This window comes from Saprospiraceae bacterium (genome assembly GCA_016717265.1).
In the GTDB taxonomy this organism is placed as follows: Bacteria; Bacteroidota; Bacteroidia; order Chitinophagales; family Saprospiraceae; genus Vicinibacter.
Genome location: JADKFX010000001.1, coordinates 710110 through 733674, shown reverse-complemented (window position 1 = coordinate 733674; position 23565 = coordinate 710110). Strand labels below are relative to the sequence as shown.

The 23565-nt window shown below is 31.7% G+C and carries 20 protein-coding genes; 10 read left to right on the top strand and 10 right to left on the bottom strand.

Features of this window, described 5'->3' with window-relative positions; all coding sequences use genetic code 11:
- Entirely contained in the window at nt 1-2058 is a 2058-nt protein-coding gene (locus IPO86_02940; GenBank protein ID MBK9727054.1) for a dihydrofolate reductase, read from the bottom strand.
- Between the two features lie 418 nt (nt 2059-2476).
- Between IPO86_02940 and IPO86_02935 the strand changes: the two genes are divergently transcribed.
- The 10 genes from IPO86_02935 (at nt 2477) to IPO86_02890 (ending at nt 15087) form a co-directional block, all read left to right on the top strand.
- On the top strand, nt 2477-3448 hold the full coding sequence (locus IPO86_02935) for a hypothetical protein (protein MBK9727053.1): 972 nt from the start codon (nt 2477-2479) through the stop codon (nt 3446-3448).
- Nucleotides 3449-3942: 494 nt separating this feature from the next.
- On the top strand, nt 3943-4464 hold the full coding sequence (locus tag IPO86_02930) for a hypothetical protein (protein MBK9727052.1): 522 nt from the start codon (nt 3943-3945) through the stop codon (nt 4462-4464).
- A gap of 23 nt (nt 4465-4487) precedes the next feature.
- Nucleotides 4488-5894: a glycosyltransferase family 39 protein gene (locus IPO86_02925; GenBank protein MBK9727051.1), complete on the top strand. Its 1407-nt coding sequence runs from the start codon at nt 4488-4490 to the stop codon at nt 5892-5894.
- A gap of 50 nt (nt 5895-5944) precedes the next feature.
- Nucleotides 5945-7066 carry a glycosyltransferase family 4 protein gene (locus IPO86_02920; GenBank protein MBK9727050.1) on the top strand — a complete coding sequence of 374 codons (1122 nt, stop codon included), beginning with the start codon at nt 5945-5947 and terminating at the stop codon, nt 7064-7066.
- A gap of 99 nt (nt 7067-7165) precedes the next feature.
- Nucleotides 7166-7741: a hypothetical protein gene (locus tag IPO86_02915; GenBank protein MBK9727049.1), complete on the top strand. Its 576-nt coding sequence runs from the start codon at nt 7166-7168 to the stop codon at nt 7739-7741.
- 31 nt (nt 7742-7772) lie between these two features.
- Nucleotides 7773-9197, top strand: coding sequence for a glycosyltransferase family 39 protein (locus IPO86_02910; GenBank protein MBK9727048.1), 1425 nt, complete (start codon nt 7773-7775; stop codon nt 9195-9197).
- 129 nt (nt 9198-9326) lie between these two features.
- Nucleotides 9327-11375 carry a S9 family peptidase gene (locus tag IPO86_02905; protein MBK9727047.1) on the top strand — a complete coding sequence of 683 codons (2049 nt, stop codon included), beginning with the start codon at nt 9327-9329 and terminating at the stop codon, nt 11373-11375.
- A gap of 16 nt (nt 11376-11391) precedes the next feature.
- Nucleotides 11392-12345 carry a 2-dehydropantoate 2-reductase gene (locus IPO86_02900; GenBank protein ID MBK9727046.1) on the top strand — a complete coding sequence of 318 codons (954 nt, stop codon included), beginning with the start codon at nt 11392-11394 and terminating at the stop codon, nt 12343-12345.
- Nucleotides 12346-12407: 62 nt separating this feature from the next.
- Nucleotides 12408-13466: a methylated-DNA--[protein]-cysteine S-methyltransferase gene (locus IPO86_02895; protein MBK9727045.1), complete on the top strand. Its 1059-nt coding sequence runs from the start codon at nt 12408-12410 to the stop codon at nt 13464-13466.
- A gap of 61 nt (nt 13467-13527) precedes the next feature.
- Entirely contained in the window at nt 13528-15087 is a 1560-nt protein-coding gene (locus IPO86_02890; GenBank protein ID MBK9727044.1) for a T9SS type A sorting domain-containing protein, read from the top strand.
- 60 nt (nt 15088-15147) lie between these two features.
- Here the strand turns inward: IPO86_02890 and IPO86_02885 are convergent, their stop codons facing one another.
- The 9 genes from IPO86_02885 to IPO86_02845 form a co-directional block, all read right to left on the bottom strand.
- A complete protein-coding gene (locus tag IPO86_02885) occupies nt 15148-16233 on the bottom strand; it encodes a glycosyltransferase (protein MBK9727043.1) in 1086 nt (361 codons plus the stop codon).
- 49 nt (nt 16234-16282) lie between these two features.
- Nucleotides 16283-17173 (bottom strand): UDP-3-O-(3-hydroxymyristoyl)glucosamine N-acyltransferase, encoded by an 891-nt coding sequence (locus IPO86_02880; GenBank protein ID MBK9727042.1) that lies wholly within the window; start codon nt 17171-17173, stop codon nt 16283-16285.
- Nucleotides 17174-17462: 289 nt separating this feature from the next.
- Nucleotides 17463-19001: a right-handed parallel beta-helix repeat-containing protein gene (locus IPO86_02875; protein ID MBK9727041.1), complete on the bottom strand. Its 1539-nt coding sequence runs from the start codon at nt 18999-19001 to the stop codon at nt 17463-17465.
- 699 nt (nt 19002-19700) lie between these two features.
- The gene (locus IPO86_02870) at nt 19701-20693 is read right to left on the bottom strand and encodes a beta-lactamase family protein (GenBank protein MBK9727040.1); all 993 of its coding nucleotides are present in this window, start codon (nt 20691-20693) and stop codon (nt 19701-19703) included.
- Between the two features lie 117 nt (nt 20694-20810).
- Complete coding sequence (locus IPO86_02865; protein MBK9727039.1) at nt 20811-21179, bottom strand: GNAT family N-acetyltransferase; 369 nt, start codon at nt 21177-21179, stop codon at nt 20811-20813.
- Between the two features lie 106 nt (nt 21180-21285).
- On the bottom strand, nt 21286-22029 hold the full coding sequence (locus tag IPO86_02860) for a methyltransferase domain-containing protein (protein ID MBK9727038.1): 744 nt from the start codon (nt 22027-22029) through the stop codon (nt 21286-21288).
- A gap of 87 nt (nt 22030-22116) precedes the next feature.
- Nucleotides 22117-22590, bottom strand: coding sequence for a GNAT family N-acetyltransferase (locus IPO86_02855; protein MBK9727037.1), 474 nt, complete (start codon nt 22588-22590; stop codon nt 22117-22119).
- Between the two features lies 1 nt (nt 22591).
- The gene (locus IPO86_02850) at nt 22592-23065 is read right to left on the bottom strand and encodes a GNAT family N-acetyltransferase (GenBank protein MBK9727036.1); all 474 of its coding nucleotides are present in this window, start codon (nt 23063-23065) and stop codon (nt 22592-22594) included.
- The gene (locus IPO86_02845) at nt 23065-23565 is read right to left on the bottom strand and encodes a GNAT family N-acetyltransferase (GenBank protein MBK9727035.1); all 501 of its coding nucleotides are present in this window, start codon (nt 23563-23565) and stop codon (nt 23065-23067) included. The genes IPO86_02850 and IPO86_02845 overlap by 1 nt, the downstream gene beginning before the upstream one ends.

The following is a 23565-nucleotide window of genomic DNA, read 5'->3' as shown; positions in this document are numbered from 1 at the left end:
TTAATTCTGCACTGGTAAATATCCATATTTGTTTCCATATTCAATCATTTGACGAAAGAAAGAGCTAGGATATTCAATTTTTACATTGATGATTTTAGTTCCTTTCTTTATCGGTATTAATTTCGCTTGAATAAACCCACGATACGGTTTCAACTCCAATTTTGCAAAACGTTCCAGAATTTCCTTATGTAATTCTGGGTCTACTTTTACACCATAATTTTCTACAAGTTCTTGTCCGGCTTTAAAATCACCTTCACTTTTTATCCGTTGAATTTCTCGCAATAAATCACCAAATAAATTGCGCAATTTATCGTAATCATTAATTTTTACATAGGTTTTTCCATTCCTTTTGACAAATTCAATAACATTGTCCTTCTTACCTTTCTGATATGCCCAGTTTGCATTCATCTGTCGGTTTCGCATATGCGCTTCTTCAATATTGTCTCCTAACTTTATGCGTGTTAATTGTGTCATTAAGCCATTCATAATATAATTATCATAACCCGCTTTTGCGACCTCCAATGAAGGGCTAACACCAATCTCTAAAAGTTTTTTATCCATAATATAATACAGCCCAACTAAATCTGCACGCCCTTCTTCCAGACAACTTGCATAATTCTTTAATGTTTTGTCTGTAGTTTCTACTCCCGGATTAATTTGTCCGGATGCATGTCCAATACATTCATGCATATCTGTATGTAAATCACTTGAAAGCGCTCCATACATTTTAATCCGGCTCATGACTTCATCACTATAAGCAAATTCATCTAATGTTCCTTTTCTTGCACTCATTAAATTATAACTCTTTATGATATTACTTAAGGACACTGATTTGCTTCCATGATCCCTGCGAATCCAATCTGCATTTGGCAGATTAATTCCTATTGGTGTACTTGGAGAAGCATCACCACTTTCAACTAAAACGGTAATTGCTTTTGCAGTAATTCCTTTTACTTCTTTCTTTTTATGCTCTTGCATTAAAGGTGAATTATCCTCAAACCATTGCGCATAATCTGCAATTGTCTTAATCCTTATTGTAGCTTCAAGATCTTTTAATGATACGATACTTTCATAGCTTCCTTTTTTACCAATTGCGTCTAAATAAACTTCCGTGAAGCCATTCACAAAATCAATTCTGGAAGCTGTATCTTTTACCCATTCAATGGTATAATCATCAAAATCTTTTAAATTTCCAGTTCGATAATAGTTTACTAGTTTTTGTATAACTAACTTTTGTTGCGAGTTTTCTGCAACTTTTGCAGCTTCTTCTAACCAATACACAATTTTACGTATTGCCGCTCCATACATACCGTCTGCTTTCCATACTTTTTCAACTAATTTTCCATTCTCTTTAATCAGTTTTGAATTAAGTCCCCAGCTTGGTGAATTTCCTGATGTTGGAAATTGAGCATAAAAGTCCTCTACCTCTTTTTGCGTTACACCTTCGTAAAAATTATTACTTGAGGCTACGATATTATCGATTCCAGATCTTAAGTCGACACATTTTGGTTCAACTTTTAAATCATATAATAGAGGTTCAATTCGCTTCCAAAATGCAACAGTGCTTTCTTTTGCATTTTTTGGTAATTTACTTGTGTTACAATTTAATACTAATGATTTAAAATATGCATTACTACATTCTGGAATAAACTTCTCATTGCCATAATGATGGTGATTTCCATTGCTAAACCAAAATCGTCCAGCATAATCCCTGAATTGTTTCCACGCTGCTGTTGTTTTATTACCCTTATAACTGGTATATATTATTTCAATAGTCTTTCTTAGTAAAATGCCATACTTGCTCTTTTGGTCATATATGATATCTCTTCCTGATAAGGATGCTTCATAGAGGTAATATGCCAATTCCTTTTGCTTTAAACTTAACTCATTAAACCCAGGAGCTTCATACCTTAATACCTGAAGGTCGCCAAAAGATTCTGCAGCAACCTCAAATGATTTTAGAGGTGGCTCTCCGGTTTTCATTTTTTGAGCGCTAAGCGGACTCAAAAAATATAAGTTGACAAAAAAACAAACTAAAATGTAATAAATTATCTTCATTTTTTAAATTAAGCATTAAAGGTAACTAAAGGAATCAAGATGCAATAAAAACTAAAGAAGTATTATTTTAACATAATATGCTCATGGAGCCTAAAAATTGCTAACAAAAAATCAAAAGAATACACGAAGGATGAATTAGAAAATCACAAAACTCAAATTGCAATAATTGCAGAACCCAACATCTATTAAGAATTCATGAACTAAGCTATAGTTCGAAAACCAAGGAGAACCTTCTTGGTCTTGACATTTAAAAAACTTGTCTTCTATTTCAACGATTCTATTACAATCCAAGCTATATTTTAATTATACTTTTAGATGCAGATAATTTTTATAGGGATAATATCGAGAAAAAATTACAAGACTGAATTATAAATAATTTTATTAAATTCGCATATTCCATTTAAAGTAATGTCAATACATGATTCTTCCCAAAATTAAAGCATTTTTTAATCCCGAACAATTTCAAGGTTGGGGTAAAAATCGAAATTACTTTGAAGGGTGGTATTACAAAATTATAAATGCCTCAGAGACTGCTGCTTTTGCATTTATTCCGGGGATCGCAATGGATGAAGCTGGAAACCAACAAGCATTTATTCAAATATTAGATGGTAAAAATGAAAATGCTAATTATTATAGGTTTGATGCAAAAGATTTTAAAGCAACTCCATATCAGTTTCAAATTGAAATCGGAAACAGTTATTTTTCCGAACAAAGTATCGAGCTGAATCTTCCTGATATTAAAGCAGCATTAAAGTTTTCAGGAAATGTACCCTGGCCCAAACCTTGGTATTCACCTGGTATCATGGGGCCTTTTGCATTTGTTCCTTTTATGGAATGCTATCACGGAATCGTAAGCATGGACCTCTCCATTACGGGCCATGTCCTTTTAAATAATAAACACATTGATTTTAATAATGGAAGGGGCTATATAGAAAAAGATTGGGGACGTTCGTTTCCAAGTGCCTATGTATGGATGCAATCTAACCACTTTACACTACCTGGAGTTTCATTTAAAGCTTCTGTAGCAAAAATTCCATGGATAAGAAGCTCGTTTGTAGGTTTTATTGCTGGCTTTTGGTTGCAAAATAAACTTATTAAATTTACTACTTATAATCAATCCCATTTGCGAACCTGCCACATTGACAATCATAAGGTCGAAATTATTTTAGAAAATAATAAATATCGCCTTCACGTGAATGCCTCTCGAAACAATGCAACCGCTTTAGCTTCACCAATCCGAGGCCTAATGGATGGGAGAATTGAAGAAAGCATGACCTCTATACTTGAAGTTAAACTTGTAGATCTAAAATCAAATCAACAAATTTTTCATGACTTTGGAAGAAATGCAGGACTTGAAGTAGCGGGAAATATTAAAGAAATAACGAGTTAAATTAAAATATTGCTCAACTTAAATTATTTGACTTTGGTGATTCCTATAATAACTTTCGATATTAAAAATAATGTATTGACTACCAAGAAATTAAACAAAATATCACAATTTTATGAATTAATGGAACCTGTTTTTCAGTTGATTTGTAATAAATCGGTAAAGAATTCTAAGAGTTCTCAATTTCATAAAATAAAAGGTCTAAAACCCTATCTTTCAATCTTATCAAATCTGTCAAAATTTGCTTATAAATTAAAGAAATCCAAAAATGATATAATATATTATTTTGCGCAATGGGCATGTTTCAGCTATTTACCTTTTAATACATAAAATAATAAGTAATGAAACCTTGTTAAAGTCTTTGGACATGTGAAACCGCGAAAATTGCTAAGGAAATTATACTTACCAATGTGAAAAATAATAATTCCAATTTTTATTAAAAACGAATTAAATATATATTTGAAATACCATACGGTTAAAATAATCTGAAATTAAATATGATACAAATAGCATTCTACGCATTCATGCTTATAAATTCAACGCAAATAAGTAGGCTAACGAATGCACCTGTTTTCGTAAAACTAGAGCCTATAACGAAAGTATTAGATAGCATTCCAGAACTCAATAAGTCTATACTTGATTTTGTAAAATTAAAAATAAATAAGAAAGTTGGTAGAGGAGAATGTTGGGATCTTGCCGCTGAAGCGCTGAATGCAGTAAACGCCAAATGGGATCATCAGATGAAATTTGGTAAATTATTAAACTCTAAAACAGATTCCATTTACGCTGGTGATATTATACAATTCGAAGATGTACTATTAAAATATACTAAAGATGGAAAGAATTATAATGAACATATGGATCACCATACCGCTATTATATTTGAAACAATAGGTCCTGGTAATTATAGGATTGCACATCAAAATAACGAATATTCTGGAAGAAAAGTAGGCATAAGTCCATTGTATCTATCAACAAAAGTCAAGGGTAAAATCAAAATATACAGACCTGTCAATTAATTACAAATTATCTCCAGTAAAATATGCAGAGTCCTTTAATACGCTACCTAAAAGATATTCGATTCTGGATCATTCTGCTATTTATAATCAGATTATATGGTATAAAGTTACCTCCTCTTGAAGTTTCGCATAATTGGAGACAAACCACGGTAACCATGGTTGCGCGTAACTTTTTTGAAAATAATTCAAATATCTTTTACCCACAGATAGATATTGCCGGAGAAAAGTCAGGGATTACAGGCATGGAGTTTCCGCTTCTAAATTATACTATCTATTTAATTTCAAAAATATTTGATTATCAACATTGGTATGGCAGATTAATTAACCTCATCCTTAGCAGTATTGGAATATACTATTTCTATAAGCTGATCAAAAAATACTTCACGATTGAAATTGCTTTCAATTCAACAATCGTTTTACTTGTCTCTATATGGTTTAGTTTTTCGAGAAAAATAATGCCAGATACATTCTCCGTGTCATTTGTAATCATTGGAATGTACTTTGGTACAGAATATTTAGATAACAAAAACGGGTTCAAAAATTTACTATTTTTCTTTTTATTCAGCCTTTTTGGAATGCTGTCAAAATTGACTGCAGCATATCTCTTAATTCTATACATTTCACTACTGTTCAAGAAATATATTCCACTTACAAGAAAAATAGTCTTCTATTTAACCGGATTTATCTTTGTCTTTATAACACTCTTATGGTATCAATATTGGGTTCCTTTTCTTGTTCAAAATTTTGGCTTTTGGCATTTTTTCATGGGAAAATCTTTTTTTATTGGACTTGAAGAAATTCTACATAATATTCCAGAAACCTTAAAAAGATTTTATGATTCTGCCATTAAATATATTGGGTTTTTGGTCTTTCTTTTTGGCATAATACAATTCGTCAGAAATAAAAACCGCCAATTAATTTATCTTTTCTCACTTAGCATAATAGGTTTTACTTTTATTATACTTAAATCAGGATTCACTTTCTATCACCATAATTATTATGTCATTCCATTCGTACCCATTATGGCCCTCATTTGTGGTTATGGACTAGATCAAATAAAAAATAATAAAATTTCAATAATTCTCTTATTCTCTATTGGAATTGAAGGTGTTTTAACACAACAACATGACTTTTTTATTAAACCTGAATATCGGGCTATCGAAAACTTAGAAAAGGATTTAGACTTGGTTTCAAAACGGGAAGATCTTATTTTAATTAATAGTGGAAATTATCCAACTCCAATGTATTTTGCACACCGTAAAGGGTGGGTTGACACGAATGAAAATATTCAAAAGGCTATGTACCTTGAAAGTCTTAAAAATAAAGGTTTAAAATACCTAGTTGTGTTGAAAAAGGTGTTCGGCACAAATATTTCTTTAACGTATCCTTTGGTTTTTGAGAATGAAAATTATTCGATCTATAAATTATAAATTTTTAAAGCTGTACCTTAGCTTGTGTGTGGTTATAATTAAGCGAAACTATGAAAATTGGATTTGACGCCAAAAGGTTGTTTTATAATAAAACCGGATTAGGAAATTACAGCCGGACCCTTGTTGCTAATCTACAAAATAGGTTTCCTCAAAATGAATTTCACCTTTATACGCCAAGCATAAAACCGGAACCTTTTTCAAATGCTTTTCTAGATAAATCTAAATTTCAAATACATTTGGCAAATGGAATATCTAAGAAATTATGGAGAGCACATTTAATTAATAAGGACTTAGACAATGATGGTATCGAACTTTATCATGGTTTAAGTAACGAGCTGCCCTTTGGTTTGAAAATTAAATCCGTTGTCACGATACATGATTTAATATTTAAAATATATCCAAATACCTATAACTTAATAGACCGCTTTATTTACAATTATAAATTTAAAAATAGTTGTATGAAAGCTGACAAAATTATTGCCATAAGCGAGCATACAAAAAAGGATATTGTGCATCACTATCATATTGAACCAAATAAAATTGAAGTGGTCTATCAAACTTGTAATTCTTGTTTTATAGATGGTGCAGAATCTAAAATGGATCATCCAGCGAATACTAAATATTTGCTCCCAAAAGAATACCTTTTGTATGTTGGCAGTGTAGAACCACGAAAAAATTTAAGTACACTTATTAATAGCTATCAATACTTACCTTTAGAATTTCAATTACCCCTAGTCATTATTGGTAAAGGAAAATCATATAAACTAAAAATATTTAATCAGATACAACAACTCAATTTAAAAAACAAGATTATTTGGATTGAAAATTTGGAAAGCAATGAACAGCTAGCTTCTATTTATCAGCAGGCGGCTGTTTTTATCTATCCATCATTATATGAAGGATTTGGAATTCCTATAATTGAGGCCCTTTATAGTAAAACACCTGTAATTACATCCAATTGTTCTTCCTTACCAGAAGCTGCCGGACCTGATAGTTTTTACTTTAATCCCTTAAATCCAGTAGAATTGGCTGAAACCATTATCACTGCACTAACCGATAGCACGAAAAGAAAAATTGCTATTGAAAACGGACTAAAATATGCTAAACTTAACTTCTCTGAAAAAATTGTTTCAGATAAATTAATGTCCATTTATAAAAGCTTAATTTTGTAAAAACCATGCGTATACTTTTAATAATTATATTCTTGAATATTATAACTCCTTGAAAACTAAAATATAAATAAAATTAAAAAACATACTAAGTTCACTTAAATGGAAATTCTTTATATCTTAACCTCCATCTTTTTATTGCTTTTTATTCTTTTAGCTGTATATGATGGTCTTTATCTTCATCTTTGGTGTTTTGAATTATTCAAAAGAAAAGAAAGTCTCCTCGAACATAAGACACATACCATGAGAGCTATTTTATTTCCACTTATTATTGCATTCTATTTCTTAGGAGGGAGTTCTACTTTATATTTCTATATTGGCATTTCACTTATAATATTAGATTTAATTGTATTAGGCATTGATGCTTATTCTGAAACCGACAGCAGGCTTTTTATGGGTGGTTTACCGCGTTGGGAATACATCATCCACCTATTTACGAATTCTTTTCACTTTGCATCCATTTGCCTACTGACTGCTACCAAAATTAGTCTTACAAATAACACTGTTCTTTTAAACCTAAGAGATGTAGATTCTCCAATAAAACATATATTTGATATTATTTGCATAAATATTTTACCAGGTGCAATGATACTTGCCATTATCCATATTTTGCTAATGACAACTATAGGAAAACGTTGGTGGAGTTATATCAAACCAGAAAAAACGCTTTTGAATTAAACAAAATTTACATTTACATAAATTAGACGCATTGAATTTTAAATCCATACTATATTCTCCATGGACCTTATTGCCAATTCTTTCAATCGTTTTGCGCTTTTTTTCGTTTTTCCCATTCGTCATTGACCATGATGAATCAACATATATTGTAATTGCCAGAGACCTCTTAAACAACAATCTATATTTTAAAGAGGTCATTGATACAAAACCTATTGGCATTTTTTGGATCTATGCATTGTTGGAAATTTTAACCAACAATAGCATTTTCTGGATCCGATTCTTGTGCGCTTTAGTAACCGGTTTGACTGCAATTTTTGTCTTCAAATTCAGTTCAAAATGGACACAAAATAAGTTTTCAGCATGGGCATCCGCAGTTATTTACCTTGTAAGTATTTCAGTGTTTAAACGTTGGGGTGTTAGCCCAAATACAGAAATTTTCTTCAATTTATTTACCATCCTTTCATTTTATCTTATATTATTTAACACATCAACAATATCAAAAGTATTTGCGGGTGTTTCTTTCGGCTTTGGATTTATAATAAAATATGTCATACTTGCAGACATTTTAGCAATTAGTCTTTTTTTACTCTCCCTAGCCTTTGTAAATAGAAAACTTATAAAAGATGGTTTATTAAAATTAGTTCCAATATTTATAGGATTCCTTCTGCCTTTAATCATTGTAATTTATTATTACTACCAAAATGAAGCACTGAATCTTTTATACCACTTCACCTTCCAGGTGACGAGTAGATATCCCTCCAGTTTTAGGATACTTGATGTTTTGCAATTTTATGGTGATTTTATAATCCGATTTCTTCCACTTCTTATAATGGGGATCTTCGCTTTAAAGGCAAATAATTCATTCCTTCATAAATTTCAATTTTTATTTATAGTTTGGATCTTTTTAGATATCCTTGTGATTTCAATACCCGGCAAAAATTTTGAACATTATTTTATACAATTATTACTACCGATGAGTCTTTTATCTGGAGCCTTTTTTTCGATTGAATCTGTTAAAAATCAGGTTCATAATTTTTCCAGAAAATGGTCGATTATCGCTTCCTATATTTTTTTGATATTAATTTTACATTTTCAAAAAAATGCATATTATGATAAACCGGAAATCTTAAGAGATGTAAAAGCCTATTTAGCAACGGAATTAAAATCAGGAGAAACCATTTACACGGGAAACTACCAACAACTCCTCTATTTCCTTTTAAATTTAAAAAGTCCCACAGCATACATTCATTCTTCATTGCTTTGGAATCCTGACCATATTCACGCTTTGCAAATTGACCTTGAACAAGAAATAAATAAAATCCTAAATACAAAACCTAGATTTATAGTACTCATGGAACCCATTCCTCCGGGTATATTTTTTGAAAAAATAAAAGTTCAATATTCAATAAATAAAATATTTGAAAACCGAATCCTAATTTGGGAATTAAACAAATAAATTCAGCACATGTAAAATATCAATCAAGAATCTATCTGTTCAATACTAATTTAGGAAGCATCATTATGAATTTTGTAAGTAGTTTCGCAGCATTAAATAAAAAAATAAATTAATATCAATTTTATAAATATGAAAATATATTCTATTTTAATTCTATGCCAGCTCCTGGTTCTAAATGTGAAAGCGCAAGAGAAAAAACCTATTACACATGAAGATATGTGGCTGTTAAAACGGGTTGGCGCACCTGCCATCAGTCCTGATGGGAAATGGGCGGTTTTTAATGTAACAGAACCTTCCTATGATGAAAAAGAACAGATTAATGATTTATGGATCGTTTCCACATCTGGTGCATTAACAGCTCGTAAACTTACAGCTGGTAAAACTGGAGAAAATGGATATACCTGGAGTCCGGATGGTTCAAAAATTGCATTTTCAGCTAAGCGCGATGGAGAAGAAGAAACTCAGATTTATATCTTAAACATTAAGGATGGTGGCGAAGCTCAAAAACTAACAAAGCTATCTAGTGGTGCTTCATCACCAAAATGGAGTCCGGATGGAAATTATATTCTATTCTCAAGTTCAATTTATCCGCAATGTTATGCGGATTCAACCAATAAAAAAATGATAGAAGAAAAAAAGAAAATCAAATATAAGGCCAGAGTTTATACTTCATTCCCGATAAGAAACTGGGATAAATGGAATGATGAAAAACAAAATCATCTCTATATTCAAAACCTTTCACCAGATAGTACAGCAAGAAATATTTTCACGGAGGTAAGTATTAGTAAATTAGAAGGTTTTAGTTATGCTGGCTCTTGCTGGACTGCAGACAGTAAATCTATTATTTTTTCCGCTACTACTCAAAGCAATACCAGTGCATATCAAGAACCCATTTCTCAATTGTATTCCGTTTCCATAAATGGAAGTGATGCCATTCAATTAACTTCAGACAAACTTGATTATGGAAATCCTATAGTTAGTTTAGATGGTAACTATTTATTTTGTTTTAGCAGCACAAATAATAATAACAAGGTTTATAATCAAAATAATTTGGTGCGATTTGATTTTCCTAAAATGATAAATAAAAGAAATATTTGCGAAAACTTAGATCGGCCAATTAACAATGTAGTCCTTTCTAAAACTCAAGTTTTTATAAGTGCAGAAAACCAAGGTCGGGATTTACTTTATTCGTTTTCCTTAGATGGTTCCTCAATGACATTATTGACCAAAACGCCGACTGGCTGTTTCAATAATATAAGCGTTTCTACGAATGATAAACCCTTGATTATAGCAAGCCATGAATCTAGTATGATGCCTCCTGAAATCGTTAAACTGAATGAAGATGGCAGTTTTAATTTTTTAACTAACTTCAATACAGATAAATTATCAAAACTTGATTTAAAGGAAGCAGAACCCATTTGGTTTAATTCATCTCGTGGAAAAAAAATAAGAAGTCTATTAGTAAAACCAGCTGGATTTAATTCAGATAAAAAATACCCTCTATTTGTTGTCATTCATGGAGGACCCGCGGGTTCATGGAAAGAAAACTGGTCGTATCGTTGGAATTATCAATTATTATCTAAACCTGGCTATGTATTATTATTAACCGATTTCACAGGTTCAACTGGCTACGGGGAAAAGTTTTCACAAGAAATACAATATGATCCTTTTAATGGTCCTGGTCTTGAAATAAATGAAGCCGCAAAAGATGCAATAACCAGGTTTCCATTTATAGATGGAACTTTACAAGCTGCTGGTGGAGCAAGTTATGGAGGTCACCTTGCAAACTGGCTACAAGCCACAACGACTCATTATAAATGTCTGATCAGTCATGCCGGATTAGTAAATAGTATATCTCAATGGGGAACGAGTGATGCTATTTTTGGTAGGGAGGTAATGAATGGGGGAGTACCTTGGCAGGACTCTAAAATCTGGAAAGAACAAAATCCATACTATTATGCCAGCAAATTTAAAACGCCTATGTTAGTTACCGTGGGTGAATTAGATTATCGTGTTCCACTCAACAATTCTATTGAAAATTGGCATGTTTTACAACGTCAAAAAGTACCAAGCAAATTAATCGTTTTTCCAGAAGAAAATCATTGGATTCTAAAAGCCGAAAACAGTCGCTTTTTTTATCAGGAAGTACATGCATGGTTAGAAAAATATTTGAAGTAAAATACAATTCCATTTTATGATTCGAATTGCTATTGTTGGTTTAGGTGGTGTTGGTGGATTTATTGGTGGACTCCTGGCTCATAAATATAAAAATTCCGGAAATATTGAAATTACATTTATTTGTAGGGGTGAGCATAAAAAAAGAATTCAAGAAACCGGTTTGCAATTGGAAACAAAACATGAAAATTTCCTTGTAAATCCTCATTTGATAACCGATGATCCGATTGGTTTAGGCTATTTTGATATAATTCTATTTTGTACAAAATCATATCATTTAAATGAAAGTTTAATACTTCTAAAAAACAATATTAATAAAAATACCAAATTACTATCGCTTTCAAATGGACTTGATAGTTATGAAAAACTTAAATCCGCTTACCCGGCTTCAGAAATTTGTAAAGCTTGTATCTATATTGTTTCCCGATTAATTGCTCCTGGTATAGTTAAGGAATCCGGAGGTTTTCATAATATTTTCTTTGGTACGCAGAATGGAAATCAAGAATCCTTGAATCCATTGGAACAGATTTTAGTAAATGCCAATATAAACGCAAAATATACCAGCCAAATAGACCAACAAATTTGGGAAAAATTTCTATTCATTTCACCAGTTGCAACACTAACTTCTTTTTTAAATAAAACTATTGGTGAATTTTGCACAGAATCAAAAAATATCGATACCTTGTTTTTATTAGTTGAAGAATTGAAACTCTTAGCAAATCAAAAAGGTATACCGATTTCACTTGATATCAATGATACTATTTTAAAAAGAATAAAATCCTTACCAAAAGAAGCAACATCATCCATGCATTCAGATTTTCAAAATGGAAATCAAACTGAATTAGAATCACTTACAGGATATGTTGTGAAGCTGGGAAAGAATTTAAAAATAAAAACAACTAATTTTGAAATCATGTACGAGCACTTAAAATCTCATAAACCTTCAAAAATTGAATCCTGGGGTTTTAATTAAAAAATACCTGTTAATTTTTCGGTTGCTTTCGGTGATCATACCTTCTAATTTTGCAGTAAAAAATGCTCACAAAAACCAGAATGTATAAAGCTTTAGTCGAGAAAGATCGCACTTTTGAAGGGTCCTTTATTGCTGCAATTAAAACGACTGGAATTTTTTGTCGCCCATCTTGCACAGCCAAAAAGCCGAAATCAGAAAATGTGGAATACTTCCAAAATACTAAAGAAGCAATCCTAAATGGCTATAGACCTTGCAAAATTTGTAATCCTTTAGAGTGTTTAGATAAGACTCCCTTTAAAATCAAGGAATTGTTGGAGGTATTTCATAAAGATCCAGGTATAAAATTTAAAGATTGGGATTTGAAGCAAAAAGGATTTGATCCTAATACTATTCGACGTTGGTTTTTAAAAAATCATGGAATAACATTTCATGCTTATCAACGAATGCATCGAATAAATTCTGCATTTAAGAAAATTCAAAAAGGGAATCCGATCACAGATACAGCATTTTCCTCTGGATACGAATCAATCAGTGGCTTTAATGATCGTTTCAAATCTATTTTTGGCGTGTCACCATCACAAACTAAACGGCAAATGATTATTGATATATGTAGAATAGATTCCCCACTTGGAACCTTATTTGCAGGTGCAGATGATAAAGGTATCTGCTTGTTAGAATTTTCAGATCGCAAAATGTTAGAATCGGAATTTAAAAATTTTACTAAAAAATTTAATGCGACAATTATATATGGTGAAAACATTTATTTTCCATTTCTTCGTCAGGAATTAAAAGAATATTTTGAAGGTCAGCGAAAAGTCTTTAATGTACCCTTAAGTTTGTATGGAACTGAATTTCAAAAAGAAGTTTGGAAACTTTTACAAACGATCTCCTACGGAACAACAAGATCCTATCAGAAACAAGCAAATAGTTTAATGAAACCTGATGCCGTTCGGGCTGTAGCCAATGCGAATGGTATGAATAAAATTGCTATTCTTATTCCCTGTCACCGAGTTATTGGTTCGAATGGACAATTGACAGGATATGGAGGCGGATTATGGAGAAAAAAATGGTTGCTGGAACACGAACAATCATTTGCAAAACAACTAAATCTCTTTGACTAAATGCATTTAATTATTTAAATCACTTTATTGATTAATTTTGACCTTCACGATTATTTTGGTTATGAAATCAACAGGTCTATTTTTATTAATTTTAATTTTGGGAGAATGGTGTTTTGGACAAAATATATTGATCAGCAATGAAAATAATCCAAACGAACCAACTATTATAATAGATCCAAAAAAACCTAATGTAATCCTTGCTGCATCCAATCTCAATAATTACTTTATAAGTAAGGACACAGGAAGAACCTGGTCAACGCATAGACTTACATCAAGCCATGGCGTTTGGGGAGATCCCGTTTTATTAGTAGATACAGCAGGTGCATTTTACTTTTTTCATTTATCCAATCCACCTTCGGGCAACTGGATTGACCGTATTGTTTGTCAGAAAACAACAGATGCCGGATTGAATTGGTCTGATGGTTCCTTTACTGGTTTAAATGGAAATAAAGATCAGGATAAACATTGGACTGCCTTGGATCCTAGGAATAATACAATCTATATGACCTGGACACAATTTGATTCCTATTCAAGTACCAATCCAAAAGATAGCAGTATCATTTTGTTTTCCAAATCTATAGATAATGGAATTAGCTGGTCTACACCAAAACGAATTAATACAGTAGCAGGAGATTGTTTGGATAGGGATCAAACCGTAGAAGGTGCAGTCCCCTGTGTTGGACCAAATGGAGAGGTTTATGTAGCTTGGGCAGGACCACAGGGTATCCGTTTCAACAAATCAGAAGACGCAGGAAATACCTGGCTTCCGAATGATTTATTTGTTGACTCAATACCTGGCGGTTGGGATTATGTAATTCCAGGAATCTATCGTTGCAACGGACTTCCAATTACTGCATGTGATTTAAGTGATGGTCCGAATAAAGGGACTATCTATATAAATTGGACAGATCAACGAAATGGTATTGGAAATACAGATGTTTGGCTATCCAAATCGACAGATCAAGGAAAAAACTGGTCAACTCCAACAAAAGTAAACACTGATGCAAGTCAGAAACACCAATTTTTTACTTGGATGACCATTGATCAAACTACAGGATATTTATATTTTGTTTTTTATGATCGAAGAGCCTATAATGATCTATCAACCGATGTTTATTTAGCGGTATCCAAAGATGGTGGAAAATCATTTATAAATAAAAGAATTAGCGAATCACCATTTATACCAAATGAAAATATTTTTTTTGGAGACTATAATAATATTACAGTATCTAATGGAATTATTAGACCCATTTGGACGCGATTACATAATGGAAGTTTAAGTATTTGGACTCATTTAATAAATGCAAATGAACTTATTACAGAAACAACTCAAACGGTATTATCGAATTCAAATTTAGAATTTGAAAATTTTCCAAATCCTGCAAATTATATCGAGTTTGTTTCTTTTAAACTTCACGAATCTAAAACTGTCGATTTGTCTATTTACAATTCACAAGGTATTAAAGTAGTAGATATTATTTCTGGCCAAAAACGAGGCTATGGTAAATATATAGAAAGTATAGATTTAAATGCAATAAATCTAGCAAATGGAATTTATCAAATTCGGTTATTTTTAGATCATAAATTGATTTCTTCCAGAGATCTTATGATAGGAAAATAAACGATTGTATATCCAGCTAAATAACATCTATATGTATATTTTAAAAAAATTTAGCACTTATTAATAAAGTATTTTTTTTATGAGCGCTACTAACTTCGTTGTTACACGTCCTGCTTCGTGATAGTTTTCAACATACGTTCTGGATCGAACTCCTGTTTGATACCTTAAATTAGAATCCATCAAATATTCCTTCAATATGGATTCAAGTGTATCCGGATTTGCATTCACTATCGGACATTCCTTAGGTAATAATTCAATAACCGGTTCAATTAAATAACAAAAAGCAGGTTTTCCCATAGCCATCGCTTCACAACAAGCGGCTCCGTAAGAACCTACTAAAAACTGATCTAAAAAAATATCTGCTCCGGCAATTGCAAGAATTGCTTCTTCGTGTGTTTTATTAATAATTTCTATATACTTAAAATCATATTTTAATTTTAAATTCTCAATTGCGATTCTAACAAAACGAGTTCCTTTTCCACCAGTTGCACTTGGTGCATGAACGATGACAGGTATTTTGCAATTTAAATCCGGATACTTCACTTGATAGTCTTCAACACGAATGCGTTGGTACATTAGGTAAAATTCAGGAAATAAACTTCGATCCAAAAACAAACTCATTTCTGGTGCTACCAGAGGAATTGCATTTAAAAATTTAAATTTTCTTTGAATCGATAAACTTCGCTTATACGATTCTTTAGTGTATGTATAATTGCCATTTTCTAGTTCGCTTTTGTAAAACGGGCTATTCGCAATAACAATTTCAGGAATTCGAATATCACTTCCAACCCACTCGATTAAAATAGGTTTTTTAAGTATCCAAATTAAAAAGTAATGCGGTAGATAAACTTTAGTATCCCATTGCCAAATGATTATATCTGCCCATAATATTCTTTTGATTAAATAATATTCAGCTTTCAGTAAATTACGTATAAAGGAAATTGGGTTCGATAAATTTGTATATACATTAAATGTCTTCCAATATTTTTTTTTATCCTTACCGTAATTTGTAAAATGATGATCTTCAATAGAAACTCCTTTTGCCAGAATGTCATCTCTTTGATTAAGATAATCCATGGTAACAGCAGGCATAGAAGCTATATTATAAGGAGCATATAATAGTTTAATTAGCAATCGATTTTTCATTCGCTACTGTTCGTCTTTTGATAATTTAGAATTTTAAAATTGAAATCATCTAAATATACTTTTTAGCTGGAACACCTATCCAGGTTTCATTGTCTGGGATCTCTTTTAATACTAATGCCCCAATCCCAATGGTAGATCCGGTACCGATTTTAATGCCATCTCTTAATGTAGATGCTGGTGCGACCCAACAATTATCTCCGATTACAGTACTACCTCCAATCATAGCCAATGCAATTACAGCGCAATTTTTACCGATTACTACATTGTGCGCAATATGCACCAAATTGTCAATCTTAGTACCACTTTTAATAATTGTATTCCCCAAAGTCCCCCTATCGATACAGGTATTTGCACCAATATCTACGTGATCTTCTACAATTACACCACCTAAGTGTGGAAATAATTCAAATTCAGAATCTGCATTTCGTTCATACCCAAATCCAATTCCACCAATTGTACTGTTTGGCATAATCGTAGTATGATTTCCGATTTGCACATCATCAAACAAATAACAATTTCCATATATAACAACATCATCACCTATAATACATTTTCCAATGATACAGTTCGGACCAATATAAACTTTAGAAGAAATTTGAGCTTCCTCATGAATGATTGCTGTTGGATGAATTCCATAAGTATTCGGCTTTACAAATAATTGTCTGACCAATTGAAGAAATCGCAATCGCGGATTATCAACTAAAATGATTACTTTGTCTTTCCTTTCTCTGAACTCTTCTTGTTCAGAACATATAAATACTTTACATTGATTTTCATCAATAAGTGTTTCACGATTTGAAATTCCAGGTCTTAACCAGCAAATTGAAAAGGAATTTGCATCCGTCAAAGATTTGGCATTATCAAATTGGATATGTTGAGGATCGCCAAGTATTTTAAAACTATCTTTTAAACAATTTTGAATGTCATTATAATTATACATGTACTTTGCTAAATTAAATTTTTACAAAATAGAAATTTCATTCTGTTCTTAAACTGCAAAGATACGAATTATAGAAGAATCCACGATTATCCAAACAAACATAAGTCCAATAGTCCAGATAAATAAAGTTTCCTTTGGAGGAGGTTTAGAAATCTTATTGACAAATAAAATAAACTTTAACTGGATGCAAGATTTAAAATCAATTTTCTGAATTGCATAAATTGAAACTAAAAATAATTTAAAAAATAATATTGCAATTGAATCAGAACAGATCTACCGAATGAATAAATTAATTTGAACTTACCAAAAATAACTTCCCACTACCCATTCTTTGTCTTGTATTTAAAGAAATAATATGATAAATATAAATTCCCGTTTCGAAAGAATTTGTTTCAAATTGCAGACCGCTCCCTATCCTTTGACCCTTTAAATTAAAGAGTTCAACAAGGTATCCTTCTTTCAAATTACTAAAGCTCATAATAGAACCATTAAAAATGGGTTTATAAATAGGATCTTGAAAACTTTCTTTTAAACCTGTTGCACCTTTTGTTTCGTAACATCCGATATCGTATGAAGTTCCCTGTGGACGTAGGTTTCCGTCCAAATCCTTGAGAACGACAGAAAAAACAACTGCACTTCCAGAATTTAAAGCAACCGAATTCTGAGCCAAATGATAATCATGATTTAATAAACTAGTGAATACCGTTGCGTTGTCCTTTACTAAAATAGAATTCAAATCATTTCCCAAACGCTGCCATTCTGCAAAGTTGATATATGAACTTCCTTGATTTACAGTAATTCTATCATTTAACAAATTATAATTCCCTATATAATTAGTACAGGTAGTTTCAATATCTAAACTACCCTTAGTAGATGCACTTAATAAAATATTATTGATTACTTCTAAACTATCACTTTCTATTGCCAGAATGCACCACTGAGAAGCCGATGGCACTACCACTGTATTATTGTACACTTTTACATTCTTGCATCCGGTTGCAGCATCACCATGGAAAAAAGTCATTCCATTTCCTCCTCCGGATAATCCATTATTATAAATTAGATTATTATATACTAAGGAATTATATATTCCCTGTAGATTTAAGCCTATTCGATTATTATAACATAGATTATTATAAATTTTAACATCCACTGAAATTCCTGGTGCGCCACTACCCAAATCTGGATTCAGTTGAATCCCTGCAGCCTTTGTGTTTCCAAAGCAAATATTATTTCGAACAATAACCCGATCGCTATTATTAGATACATAAATTCCATGTTCACCATAAGATCGTTTACAAATATTATTTTCTGCTAAAAAGTCATCCGTATATCCTGTAAATATTCCTCTATAACAACTATCCACTTCACAATTTCGAATTGTAATGTGATTTGCAAGAACTGCGCGTATTCCATCTTCACCACTTCCATTTTGATCTGCAATTCTGTAAACTTTAAATCCATTGACTTCAATAAAATGAGAACCTTCAATATTCAATCCGTCAAATCCTCTTCCACAACTTTGATTAATAATAACATTGCTGCCCATTGCAAAATAAACAATTGGATTATTTACAGTTCCACTATTTTTATAAAAATGATCAAATCCTTTATAATTTCCGTCATATACTAAAACACTGTCGCCAGCTACAACCTTATTGGTTGCCGTTTGAATTGTTTTAAATGAGGTACTGAATGTAAGTCCATTAAAATTATCATTTCCGGTACTCCTTACATGATAGCTTGTCGCAGATAAAGAATTAATAAAAATGCAAAATAATAATACACTAAATAAATTAATTAGTAAACGATTGTGTTGAATTCTCATGTTTAATATTTAATTTCAAATATAATAAATATTTTAGATTCAAGATTTCTAAATTGACAATTGGCCATAAAATATTGACAATTGGCTTTTAAAAATTGACTCTTGACTATTAACTATTGACCATTAACTATTGACTATTAACCATTAACTATTGACTATTAACCATTAACTATTGACTATTATCTATTGACTATTAACCATTAACTCTTGACTATTAACCATTAACTATTAACTATTGACTACTAACTATTGACTATTAACTATTGACCATTAACTATTGACCATTGGCTTTTGAGCATTGACCATTAACTATTGACCACTAACGTTTTCGGGCTTGGCGAAGGTGGCGATTTTCACCACAAATGTTGGTGAGGAGAACCAAACTTTGATTAACCACAAATGTGTCTGAGGAGCACTGAACCGCCACTTTTGCCAAACCCGTGTTACCTGCTGCCGTTTACTCCATGTGAAGCCGTGTCGTTTAATGTCTGCACGAAGGTAAGTAGAAGCAATTAATATTCAAAGCGATGTCGGTGCAAGTTTGCAATTAGCATTGGGTGGAAAAAAAAATAAATTAAAAAAAAAGCGTTGGCAAAAAATTTGTCTTGGGTGGCGAAAAAAAACTCACTTAAAAAAATAGTCTTTAGCGTTGGCTTGTAGCGTTTTTTAAGAGTGTATTTTTTAGTATGGGCTGGCTAATTATTGTAGCATTTGAAGTATCCTGTTTCTTAAAGCCTTCAAGTTTGATGTTTCTGCATTTGATAAGAAAATAAAAGTTATGTCTTTATCTAACAAACGATATATCACATGAGAGTTTCCAGGATGTCCGCCACTGTGATAAACTAATTTTCCTAATGGTGTATTTTTTATAAACCAACCAAAACCATAACTGATGTTTGGGTTTGTTTTGGCATAAATTGTTTGTCCATTAAATGTTGCTTCGTTTATAGATTCGTTTTGCATTTCACATGGCAACAGTTTACATTCACTAAGTGCTTTGTCCCAAATTGCTAAATCTCTTGCGGTTGTAACTACCGAACCATCACCATAAAAATCGCCTAAATAGTAAACGAAATTACATTTTGGTTGCAGGTGTGCATACTCAAACTTTCCATTTTCAAATATGTGTCCGATAGCTAAGTTTTTATTTTGTATTCTTCGAATATCAGTGACCATGTAAGCGAAAGTGTTTTTCATTTTTAATGGTTTGAAAATGTTTAGATTCATAAATTCTTGATAGCTCAAATCCGAAATAGTTGAAATAATAGTTGCTAAAAAATCATAGCCAATATCGGCATATTGAAATTTTGTTCCTTGCTCAAATTGCAATGGAAGTTTATGTTGAATTAAATAGTCCAACACCTCTTTGTTTCCATTTGATATAGTTGTATCTAAGTTTGGTCTGATGTAATCCCAAAAATTGGGTAGCCCTGATGTATGATTTAGCAAATGTCTAACCGTAATTTGTTTGTAAGGGAAAGTTGGAATGTATTTGCAAACCAAACTATCATAATTCAACAAACCTTTGCTTTTCAAAATTATTATTCCGTATGCCGTAAACTGTTTTGAGATGGATGCAACTTGAAAAGAATTTTCCTTTGTCAACGGCATTTTATTTACATCATCGGCATAGCCATAACTTTTTTCAAAAACAATTTTGTTGTTTTTGGTAATTAAAATATTGCCAAGAATTGCGAACTTGAATAGGTACTGTCAATTACACGATTTATTTCATCCATGTTTTGAGCATTGGTAGTATTTGCCAACAAAATTGGAACCCAATTAAAATAGAAAATTAATTTCTTCATTTTATTTAATCCATTTAATTTTTACTGCTCTTATCATTTCGCTTTCAATCCTCACATCATGTAAAATTTCAAACCCATGTTTCAGATAAAATGGCAAGGGTGTTTGATAAAGTTCTCCACTGCACTTTAAATCGTTATCATGGTCAATTACCCAACCGAAAAACAAATCATTTTCTGATTTCAATTTTTCAACTAATAAACTTCCTAAACCTATTTCTTTATGTTTTGAATCTACAATGATTGAAAAACGAATTTCACTTTCCTTTTCAAAATCAACTGCCCAACCCAATACATTTTGCTCTGCATCTTCAATAATATAATGGTTATAGTTTACTGCACCATCCAACAAAATCGGAAATCTGTCTTTCAATTTTATGGGTATTCATCATTCCACAATTGATTGATTTGTGAAAATTGAAGTTCTGTGAGTATTTTTGTTGTGATGATTATCATTTAGTATTTTTTAGGTATTTTATTCAGTTACTAAAATGTACAGTTTCGTTTTTATTTTCATTAGCAAAATGAATAGAAAGTTCGTTATCAAGCCACACTTCCACTTCTGGATATGTAATTAGTTTCTTTTCAACTGCCGAAATGATATTGCTTTGGGTTGTGAAATAAAGTAGTAACTCATTTTTATTAAATGAAACAGCATTGGTAAATATTTCCTCCTTAACGTAGTCAAAATTCATTTCGTTCAATTTTTTATTTATCCAATTGTAGTTGTCATTTCTTGCAGGTGCCGGAAAATTTATTAAATAAACAGAATTGTACCACTTTAGAAATTCAGGATTACTTTCCATTTCACCAAGAAAGAAATTGTCGTATAGAACCAAATAAGATTTACTTTTCAGCAAACGATTAGCTTCCATTAAGAACTTATCAATATCAAACCAATGAACACCTGAACACACCGTAATCAAATCGAAAAACTGGTTAGCAAAAGGCTGTACTTCTGCTCTTGCTATTTGGTAATTTATCTTGTCCTTTTTCAACGCAAAATCTAACATGGCTTGTGAGCCATCAGTGCCGTAAACATGGGTAGCAATGTTTAATAATGCTTGTGTAGAAAGCCCTGTGCCGCATGCAATGTCTAGTGCTGAATGTAATTTGTTTTCAAGTTTCAGATAACTCTTAATGTGATTAATAGTGGTATTGTGAAAGTTGGGTCTTCCTTTTGAATACCTGTCAGCTGCTGTATGTGGAGTAAAGTAGTTCATAGTTTCAAACGGTTTAAATCTGCTATCATCTGTTCGTTTGATGTTATTAAGATTGTTGTTATACCCATTCTTTTTCCTGTTCCAATTTTAAACGGTTGGTTTAAATTCTGAAGTAGGACTTCCTTGTTTTCTTAAAATGTACTCATCTGCTCCTTCAATGATATGGTTTTTTAATTCTCCAATTTTTTCATACCCTAAACGATAATACAATTTCTGTGCCTGATGATTAAAAGATGTAACACACATAAACACATTTGGGAATTTTTTCAAAAGCTTTTCTTCGCTGAATTTCAAAAGAGTTGTTCCAATTCCTTTTCCTCGGTGGTTGGGCTGAATGCAAATAGTTTGAATGTAACCCCGAAGCAGACCATAATATTGCAGCACTACAAAACCTGCAAATTCATTTCCCTCTAATGCCAAGTAAACTTCCTTATAATCACTTCTTACCGCTAATTTACATTTTTCGATGTCAAATTTGAGTGATGTGAATGGCTCTGATTGGCTCATTAATTCAGCACATTGGTTTAATTCGCCTTCGTTTGTGGTTAATTTTATTTCCATATCAAATAAATTTTCTCAATGTTGGTTCATTGTGTTGAATAAATCCTTCTTGTCTATAAACATTTTCTCCGTCTTTGGTGGCATGTAATTCAAATGCTGTGATACCAAACTTTTTTCCCTCTTCAACTAATATCTCTAATATCGCTTTGCAAATTCCTTTTCTCCTAAATTCGGGAACTGTGTACATATTCATAATATAGCCCCATTTACCTGATGGATTTTTAAAATTGCCAGGCATTTCTCTAGAATGAACAGAACCAATCCCAGCAACTATTCCATTGTATTTTGCTATATAAGAAATGCAGCTATTGTCGGCTGTAGCTTTTGAAAAATAGTTTGTCATTTGCTTTCTTAACGCTATTGTTTTTTCCTGCGATTGTTCGCCTGATAATTCAAGTGCAAACAAAATTCTGTTGTCAACTAATGTTGAAGTGTCATCAATCGTGGCTTTGTTGTAAGTAATATTTTTTTCCATTATAAATTCAATAAATATATCCAATATTTCTTTTCGTACAATTCAAATTCTTTTTGCTTTTCAAAACCCATGCTTTCATAAATGTGTCGTGCTGCATTTTGAAATTCGGAAGTGTGCAATGCAATTATTTTTTCATCCATTTCTTTTGCTTTGTCAATGCACATTTGCGTCAACTTTTTTCCAATTCCATTTCCTTCATATTCTGTGTGAACCGCTACCAGACGAATATACGACCAATCTGCTTCAAACCATTTAAATGGATTTCCGTGAGGGACTAAAAATGCAGAACCAATAATTTTATTTTCTTTTTCACAAACAAAACACACAGCAGTTTCAAATAAATTTAAATAGGTTTCGTCCTTGTTCAATATCTCATTCCATCCTTGAAAATTTTCTTCAGAGAAAATATTTTTGAATTGACTGTATGCCATCCATGTTATACTTTTTATTTGTTCCAGGTCAGCAATATTTCCTTTTCTGAAAGTGTATTTTGTATTCAT

Bases quoted from the DNA above. Each gene is read 5' to 3' on its own strand.
- IPO86_02940 (MBK9727054.1), bottom strand. From the start codon at position 2,058: ATGAAGATAATTTATTACATTTTAGTTTGTTTTTTTGTCAACTTATAT.
- IPO86_02935 (MBK9727053.1), top strand. From the start codon at position 2,477: ATGATTCTTCCCAAAATTAAAGCATTTTTTAATCCCGAACAATTTCAA.
- IPO86_02930 (MBK9727052.1), top strand. From the start codon at position 3,943: ATGATACAAATAGCATTCTACGCATTCATGCTTATAAATTCAACGCAA.
- IPO86_02925 (MBK9727051.1), top strand. From the start codon at position 4,488: ATGCAGAGTCCTTTAATACGCTACCTAAAAGATATTCGATTCTGGATC.
- IPO86_02920 (MBK9727050.1), top strand. From the start codon at position 5,945: ATGAAAATTGGATTTGACGCCAAAAGGTTGTTTTATAATAAAACCGGA.
- IPO86_02915 (MBK9727049.1), top strand. From the start codon at position 7,166: ATGGAAATTCTTTATATCTTAACCTCCATCTTTTTATTGCTTTTTATT.
- IPO86_02905 (MBK9727047.1), top strand. From the start codon at position 9,327: ATGAAAATATATTCTATTTTAATTCTATGCCAGCTCCTGGTTCTAAAT.
- IPO86_02900 (MBK9727046.1), top strand. From the start codon at position 11,392: ATGATTCGAATTGCTATTGTTGGTTTAGGTGGTGTTGGTGGATTTATT.
- IPO86_02895 (MBK9727045.1), top strand. From the start codon at position 12,408: ATGCTCACAAAAACCAGAATGTATAAAGCTTTAGTCGAGAAAGATCGC.
- IPO86_02890 (MBK9727044.1), top strand. From the start codon at position 13,528: ATGAAATCAACAGGTCTATTTTTATTAATTTTAATTTTGGGAGAATGG.
- IPO86_02885 (MBK9727043.1), bottom strand. From the start codon at position 16,233: ATGAAAAATCGATTGCTAATTAAACTATTATATGCTCCTTATAATATA.
- IPO86_02880 (MBK9727042.1), bottom strand. From the start codon at position 17,173: ATGTATAATTATAATGACATTCAAAATTGTTTAAAAGATAGTTTTAAA.
- IPO86_02875 (MBK9727041.1), bottom strand. From the start codon at position 19,001: ATGAGAATTCAACACAATCGTTTACTAATTAATTTATTTAGTGTATTA.
- IPO86_02860 (MBK9727038.1), bottom strand. From the start codon at position 22,029: ATGAACTACTTTACTCCACATACAGCAGCTGACAGGTATTCAAAAGGA.
- IPO86_02855 (MBK9727037.1), bottom strand. From the start codon at position 22,590: ATGGAAATAAAATTAACCACAAACGAAGGCGAATTAAACCAATGTGCT.
- IPO86_02850 (MBK9727036.1), bottom strand. From the start codon at position 23,065: ATGGAAAAAAATATTACTTACAACAAAGCCACGATTGATGACACTTCA.
- IPO86_02845 (MBK9727035.1), bottom strand. From the start codon at position 23,565: ATGAATACAAAATACACTTTCAGAAAAGGAAATATTGCTGACCTGGAA.